Source organism: Alteromonas sp. BZK5 (assembly GCF_014349115.1).
GTDB lineage: Bacteria > Pseudomonadota > Gammaproteobacteria > Enterobacterales > Alteromonadaceae > Alteromonas > Alteromonas macleodii.
Map to the genome: position 1 here is coordinate 1 of NZ_JACSOE010000115.1, position 7,825 is coordinate 7,825.

Consider the following 7,825-nt stretch of genomic DNA (forward strand, 5'->3'; position numbering starts at 1 on the left):
ATTAAAGTGAGCCAGCCTCATAGGGTAAAATCAATGATTGTGGGCCAGGAAGTTCGGATAAAATCGGTTCAGACAGGATAAGAAGTCAGGTCGCTACAGCTAGCATCCACAACATAAAGCTTTTTCACATCATGTGTTTCGCCGTAGGGGTTAACCACTGTTTTACTCTTGTCAGCACCCATGCGACACGTACCTTGGGGATGAAATGACGTGTAGCGATAACGTGCAGGCTCATTTTTTAATGCATCGATGACTGAATCAATTTCACCAACAGCATTAATTCTTTGTTTATCAGAAGTGGGTAGGTAAAGATATTTCGCACCGGCTGCAAACAGAATGCGTGCGTTGTCTTTAAGGCCTTTTTTCATTGCTTCAAAATCTTCATCATCAACCTGATAACGAATTTCTTTATAGCCATTTTCCAACGTTACTTCGCCCACATTTTTGTCGTGGATCAGGGTTATCAAGCGGGTTGAATTCGGGTAATTCTGCATATAGCGAACATACGGCTTACCAGTTCCTGGCTCTGCCATAAATGACGCTTCTACTGGGTCTTGAACTGCGTTTAGTTGGATCCAACCACCGTCCTCCGGCAGTGTGTGACTGTCATCGAATAAACTGTGTGTTGCGCCGTGGAAGTCGTTTAACTTCTTGTCAAACATAGCCGTGACAGACAGTGAAGGGTGACAGGCGAAATTTTTTCCAACCTGGCCGCTTGAATTAGCAAGGCCCGATTGTTGTAACAATAGTGGAGAGCCCGTTGGTCCTGCTGCAAGCACAACAATAGGGGCTTTAACCACCATACGGGTTTTCACTTTATTGGTTTTAGGGTCTATCACTTCAGCACTAACACCACTGGCTTTGCCGTTGCTGGTATTAATTCGGGTGACTTTAGTATCTGCATAAATTACAGCACCGTGATTACATGCCCAAGGCAAATAGGTGACCATCATAGATTGCTTGCGATCGGTCTTACAGCCGGCAAAACAAAAGCCTGTAATGGCGCAATCACGAATATTGCGTCTTGCTAAACCGATGGGCATATCTAATTTTTGCATGCCCTTTTTAATGTATTCTGCACCTACACTTGTTTCGTGGCCTTTAACCTCAGTGATCCCTAAGTTCTTTTCCACCTTTTCAAAGTAAGGCAGCATGACTTCTGGAGTAAGGTTTGTCAGACCGTATTCTTTTGCCCATTTTTTTAGATAATAGTCTGGTGTACGAAAGCAAAGTGCGGCATTAACCACAGTCGAACCACCTACACAGCGACCTTGTAGAACAGTGATATCACCATCTGTATTACTTTGTGCACCTTCACCTTCATACATGGTTGCCATGGAAACCGCCATCATCTCAGTGAATTTTTCTGAGGGTACGTAGGGGCCAGCTTCAAGCACGATGACTTTTTTGCCTGCTTTGGCAAGTTCATAGGCGTTGATACCACCGCCAGCACCTGAGCCAATAATGACGGCGTCAGCTTCAAGTTCAAGTTGTGCAGCTGTCATATCGGCAGCGGTTAATACATTTAATTCATTTTTGTTTGTAGACATCGTTGTACTCCTACCGATAGTTAAGCTTGTGGTTCTGGTGTAACGCCGCGTTTTTTGAGGCCCCATTTATCAGATACTGGTCCGTCATAATTTAATGGCGCCCAAGTAGTAGGAATGGCCCAATAAGCCAGTACGGTTAGTTTCTTAATTCCCATAGAGAGCGCGCGATGCGGTGCTGCATCTGAAGCTGCCCATTGGTCTACAAAAGAGGTTGCATCATGGTCTGACAATTGGCTGAAGGGCTTTCCAAAGGCTTTTTCGGCACTTTGATTAAAGTAGTAAATTCCCTGTCTAAGCCCTTTTCGGATATGAGGAGGCATGCCCGCCAATAGTGCGCCTTCAATGGTCGGGATAACCGGTAACGTGGCCGGATTCACCAGGGTAGTGCCCTCGGTAGGTAAGGCGATAGCAAGCATTTTCTTAAATACGGCCTGCTCGGTTGCATCCATTTTGTTTTCGTCGGTCAGAATGCCTGCCATGACCTGCATAGACGAACAGCTCATGACGGTTGCGGTGATGGCGGTTGCCAGTTTTAAGAACTGCCTGCGTTGATTATTAATATGTGACATTGGATTGCCCTTTATCGTTGTGTTATAGCGATTACAACTACGTACAGCATGGTTACGCAGGGAGTGTGCCAAAAGTTAATTAAAAGTTAATTTGTTGATATTTATTTGGTTTTTTGAAAAGTGGTTTGGCAGTGTTTCATTTTGAAACACTGCCAGGCAGGTGCCAGTCTCAGTTTAATGCACTGTCAGAACGTTCTTTGGCCAGTTTGCGGTATAACGTGGCCCGGGAGATGCCCAGGGTCTTCGCTGCCTGGCTCATATTGCCGCTGCAATCCTCAACCACCTGATTGATCAGTTCCTGACTGGCCTGATCCAGTAAGCGTCCTGATCCCATTGGCTGGGCAGATGTCGAAATGGCGGGCTGAGATACGCAGGTCTGACAGGTTTGATACTCGTCGGGAAGCTCATCCATTTGAATGAGGGTAGTCTCATCACCAATGGCATCGGCATACAGCAACACATTGCGCAATTCGCGGATGTTGCCAGGCCAGTTATAACACTGAATAAAGCGTTTAACTTCGGCACTCAGGCTTTGTTTATGCTGGCAGTCGGCGTTAACAATAGTGGCAGCAATGGCCAGTTTATCATCCCGTTCCCGCAAGGGTTTAATGGGAATGGCAAAGCCTTTTAAACGAAAGTACAAATCCTGCCTAAAACGGCCTTCATCAATGGCTTGTTCAAGGTTGACATTCGTTGCACAGATAAGCTGAAAATCGACTTTATGTTCCTTTGATGATCCTAACGGACTCACCTCGCGGGTTTCCAGCACCCGTAACAAACGGCTTTGGAGGGCGAGAGGCATATCGCCGATTTCATCCAAAAACAAGGTACCTTTGTCGGCTTCGGCAATACGCCCTTTAAAACCATTTTTATCGGCACCGGTAAACGCACCGGCCTGATACCCAAACAGTTCGCTTTCGATGAGGTTTTCTGGAATCGACGCGCAGTTAATAGAGATAAACTTTCCACGACACTGACTGGCATCGTGCAGGTGACGGGCGGTAACTTCTTTACCAACGCCGGATTCACCATAAAGCATAACGGGTAAACGGTTGAGCACTCTGGCGCCGCGTTGTACCGACTTTGTCAGCTGTTCATCGCCGAAGGTCGTCTGTGATTCAGGCTTAATTTCTACAGTGGCCGGGTAATTAAACTGACTGGTATGCTTTACGGGGGCGTCCTGAGGCGTTCTGATTATTCTTGAGGCCAGGGTGACGCCCGAGTGGAGGGTTAAATAAAACGGTTCGCCATTTGCCGCGCGTTTGCTGGTGACTAACTGAAAATCGGAACTGAATAAGCCGTCGAACCAGGTATCAAAAAAGCGCCGCTGGTCTGAAATAAAGGTTGAAGCGGCTTCGTTACAGCCAACCATCTTTCCTTCCGGCGTAATCGCCAGCAGCAGATTAGTGATATCACCGAATTGCCCGGAAGAGGGAATAATCTCGATAACATAGGTATCGCTAAGATTCAGGATCAGCGATTTCTGGATATTTCTGGCGCAGGTCTCAAGCATGTAAAACACGGCCATATCGTTAATGGAGTGTTCGTTGGTGATGTCCAGAGAAGCGCATAAACGGCCCATATGGTCAAAAACCGGTGCCGCCGCACAGTGAAAAGTGTTGTGTTGCTCTTTGTAATGTTCGCCGCCAAATACGCGGCTGAACTTTTTACTGTTTACTGCGCAGGACATGGCCGTTGTACCTACCACGTTCTCATTCAGCATGATGCCGTCTTTAAAGGCCTGGGCGATGCGCGAGTTACTTAGACGATTAGCCTGGCGAACCTGCAATGCATTACAATCCTGATCAGTTAACAAGACCGACCAGCCGGCACCTGCAACAGCCCTGAACAGCTGCTCGACATGGCGGTTTGAAACCGTAAGCAGCTCTTCATTCTGGTATTTAAGCTGGTCCAGAAGATCAGGCCTAATAAAACTGTATTCGAGTTTGCCTGACATGGGGAGGGTTTGGTCTGCACAGCGAAGCCACGACTCCCGAATGGCACTGGGTAGCATGCTGGCTACCTGAACATCTCCTTCAATAAAACGCTGACGGATTACACTTAATTCATTGCTCATTACTTCGACCTTTTGGGGTTTGCTGTGCTAACACATAGCGAAAACAACCGTAATTTCTGGTAATCGAAAAATAAAGCTTCAGTCTAGCATGAATTGTAAAATATTTGTAATATGTTTTATATGTGAATATTTGTTCGCTATATGAATTTGGTAGAGGGGTTGCCAAGTAAAAGCAGGATGTACTTATCAATGCTATGCACACCCTGTACTCTGAGGGAGACTATTTCAAGTTTAAAACACTTTTACAAAACGCAGATTAATGCGATCGGTTTCAAAAAAGCCATTTTCTACCGAAATACTGCGGCCATACTGAGCTTGCACCTGTAAATCTGGTTGTAAGAAGTGCTGCAGCGTAACCTGCCAGCGGTTATTGTTCAGCTCGTCCTGCTGCTCAACTTCGGACACTTGAGATTCTGCACCGAAGTCGTGGTAATAGTTTACTGAGGCGGTGGTGGTATCAGAAATATGGTAGTTCAGATGCACCTGATAACCGTATTGATCGTCCTGTTTACGGGTGATCCCTGATGCGCCAAAATCGTCATTATCGCCAAAGAAGGTGTATTCACCCACCAGATGAAGGGAAAACTGCTCGCTGATTGGCGTAATAAAGGCCGCCTGGGTAATAAACTTAGTGCGGTTTTCGCCTAGATTCACTGGACCTTTTTCAGTGTCGTAACTACCTAAAGGTACTGAAACCAGCCCTGTTACGCCAACTGCTTGTTTGGTGTCCGGGTTATTATACAGCCAGATAGTGGCCCCTAGTATAGGGTCTCCAATGCCTGATGCTTCGATTTCTGCGCCGCCAGCATTAAGTTTGAGTTGTCCAAACGGTAGGATCACCTGAGGATCGATAATAAAACCGCCCAGTTCAATGTAGTGCACCCAACGCAACAGGCCAATGTCGGCACTTAACGTCGGGCCGTTTTCAACCTGCTGGCCATTAACGTAGAACTCATCGTTTTCAAATGACTGAAGGTACAAAATGCCCAGGTCGATGCCCGCTGGAAGTGGCGCGTAGTCACCCGGATCGGTAGCTACCTGAGCTGCCTGAGCGGTAGAAGTTAATGCCGCACATGACAGGCTTAGTGACAGCAAAGCTGGTTTTAACCGTGTGTTTTTCATCTAGTTATCCTTATAAAAGTTAACGCATTACGTCATATTTGTTATTGCATTTAACATTCCATAAACAAAAACCGTATTTCAAAACAATCATTTAGCCTTGTTATGTTAATAAAATTACATATCGGAGTGTTTTAAAAAACTACACCAGGTGTTATGTGATTCTCAAAATGAAACACTTTGCGGTAGCGACTATTCGTGTCAAATCCTTTTACCTGCTGGTAAATCGCGTACCGCGTGGAGTCCGGCTATTTTCTCGGTGTTTGTAAATGCGGTGTTAATTTTGCATTCTCTCAGCACTCCATTCACGCCGGCGATTTTTACGGTGAATGGACCTTTAACAAGCAGTAGGAGCGAATGTCGTGGAAAAGGCAGATAAGTTAAACCTGCAGGTAAAGCAGATTAAAATAAAACAATACGGATTTGGAATGCTGGCACTCTCAATGTGGTGGCTGGCTACAGGCATACCATTTTATTCCGGATCTGTTTCATTAAGTTTGTTGGCTAGCATTATTGCAACCGGGAGCAGTATTTATGTCATGCTCCTGGGTCGTCGGTTCCCGAAATCTGAAGTGTTTACCATATATCAGGAAGTCGAAGTTGAACCGCCAGCAAACGAGCCACAGACGTTATGTCAGCAACTACCTTCTAATGATCAGGAAAATGCCGTTCAGGATAAACAGAGAGAAGAGACTGTAATTGAGCAGCTGTGCCCGGAAATCGCCAAAGCCTCAGCCATATTATCAGAGATTCTGCTGGGTATGGAAAAAGCCAGGGAATTAGCGGGCTACTCCGGCAAAAAAGTGAATGAGAGTTTCGAGTATACAAAGAATTGTCAAACGGCGAGTGAATATTTGGCCGAGCACATTGTAACGGTAAAAAATGTGTTTATTCAGCTTACCCATCAATCTGACAAAATAGCGGTTATTGTCGGGCAGATTCAGGATATTGCTAAACAAACTAATTTACTGGCTTTGAACGCGTCAATTGAGGCCGCCCGAGCAGGCGAGCATGGCAGAGGGTTTGCAGTCGTTGCCAATGAAGTGCGAGAGCTGGCAAATAGCGCTAATACGTCCAGTGAAGAGATAGGAGCAATTGTTAAGCAGTTAAAGGAAACGTCTGCCGATGCTGGTAATGGTATGGAGGCCGCGGTCGTCGCCAGTGAAGACAGCTTAAATCAATCTACCCTTGCACTTGAGGCCATGGTGGAGATCACCCAGGGTGCAAAGGAAAGAACGGCGGTCGTCGGGGAGATTTATCAAAAATTACTTTTGCAGCAGTCAACGTTAAACACGTTGTCACTACTTTTAGAGCGCGGGGATGTTTGCAACTTAGTGGTGTCGGAGCAATCTCAGCTTTACTTAAGATAGGCGAGCAATGTTAAGCCCAATGATCATAAGTAAATTGAGCTGAAATTATTAAAATTGAGACGTTCCGTAAAGATAAAAAACCGACTCTCGTCAATTTGTGTTCAGATCTAAAATTAGTACCAAAGGATGGTTTATCCCAGAATCATTGTCCGGAATGCCGGAATGCCGGAATGCACCTTACATATTGTAACGAACTATATGAATCTCACACTTAAAGCGTAACGATTACGTCATCGAACGGAATCACGAATTTATCTTCCTCCTCATGTCGTAAAGACACTAAATTGCGCAGTAAAACTTCAATCTGCTCGGCCCTAATATTCGAGTCTAGAGCCAGTTCATACTCTGTAATTTGTACTGCGTCATTTTCTAAAAACGGCATTCCATAGGCCCTCTTAGTAAAGACTCTTATTCTAATGGATCGCTAGCTTTACAATACTGTACGCATGGCCAGAAACGCAGCTAGCAACAAATAGCTCTGCTAATATTTGAGGAATGATTTGATGTCTTCTAACTGCTGAAACTGATCGGAATGCCCTGCAGTTATTCCTTGGCTTTAATGCTGCCCCTGTTCGCATTCATTGCCGAGAGTTAGTGGATTTTGCAATACATATTAGCTCATTTGCCTGAGCCATATATGTTGACGCTCACAAAAAATAAATTGCGCGAACAACTTCACACGAGAATTCAAAACAAGATTAAAGTATAAATATTTAAAATCATGATATTAAGATGCCATTCGTTCGTGCGTAGTGTAATTGTAGTCACAAAAGAACGGTTTTGTGACAATGGGGGTTACATCAACAAACGCTTCGCACACATTATTAATCACAATAACTTAACTCTTTCTTCTTAGTCTAAGCAGCATAGTAATATAAAAGGTGGAAGTGTTAAATTGTAAAAGCTGAAACCATTTCTATAGAAAAGGACTAGACGCTAGTTCTTTCTCAAAAAACTGAGTCCTTCAGTTGGCTCTAAACCAAGCGCCTCGCAATATTGCACATACTCATATACATTTAGCTTACGTTGAAATGTTTCAACTTGGGGTTCTAGGGATTTTCCCCTCTAAAAAGACATAATCCTCTGTAGACCACACCAATAAATGGCTGCGGAGGTGGTTTACTTTCAGCTTGGAGCCTA

5 protein-coding genes and 1 pseudogene are annotated in these 7,825 nt (G+C 44.9%); 1 reads left to right on the forward strand and 5 read right to left on the reverse strand.

Features of this window, described 5'->3' with window-relative positions:
* Positions 1-68: 68 nt before the first annotated feature.
* The 4 genes from BIZ39_RS19240 to BIZ39_RS19255 all read right to left on the reverse strand — a co-directional run bounded on the left by BIZ39_RS19240 (position 69) and on the right by BIZ39_RS19255 (position 5,318).
* Positions 69-1,550: a GMC family oxidoreductase gene (locus BIZ39_RS19240; RefSeq protein WP_187447766.1), complete on the reverse strand. Its 1,482-nt coding sequence runs from the start codon at positions 1,548-1,550 to the stop codon at positions 69-71.
* 20 nt (positions 1,551-1,570) lie between these two features.
* On the reverse strand, positions 1,571-2,119 hold the full coding sequence (locus BIZ39_RS19245; RefSeq protein WP_187447767.1) for a gluconate 2-dehydrogenase subunit 3 family protein: 549 nt from the start codon (positions 2,117-2,119) through the stop codon (positions 1,571-1,573).
* 169 nt (positions 2,120-2,288) lie between these two features.
* Complete coding sequence (locus BIZ39_RS19250) at positions 2,289-4,196, reverse strand: sigma-54-dependent Fis family transcriptional regulator (RefSeq protein ID WP_187447768.1); 1,908 nt, start codon at positions 4,194-4,196, stop codon at positions 2,289-2,291.
* Positions 4,197-4,427: 231 nt separating this feature from the next.
* Entirely contained in the window at positions 4,428-5,318 is an 891-nt protein-coding gene (locus tag BIZ39_RS19255; RefSeq protein ID WP_187447769.1) for a transporter, read from the reverse strand.
* Between the two features lie 359 nt (positions 5,319-5,677).
* Here BIZ39_RS19255 and BIZ39_RS22555 point away from each other — a divergent pair.
* Positions 5,678-6,526: pseudogene (locus BIZ39_RS22555) on the forward strand (methyl-accepting chemotaxis protein); the annotation flags it as partial.
* A gap of 370 nt (positions 6,527-6,896) precedes the next feature.
* Here the strand turns inward: BIZ39_RS22555 and BIZ39_RS19265 are convergent.
* Complete coding sequence (locus BIZ39_RS19265) at positions 6,897-7,067, reverse strand: hypothetical protein (protein WP_187447770.1); 171 nt, start codon at positions 7,065-7,067, stop codon at positions 6,897-6,899.
* Positions 7,068-7,825: the final 758 nt, after the last annotated feature.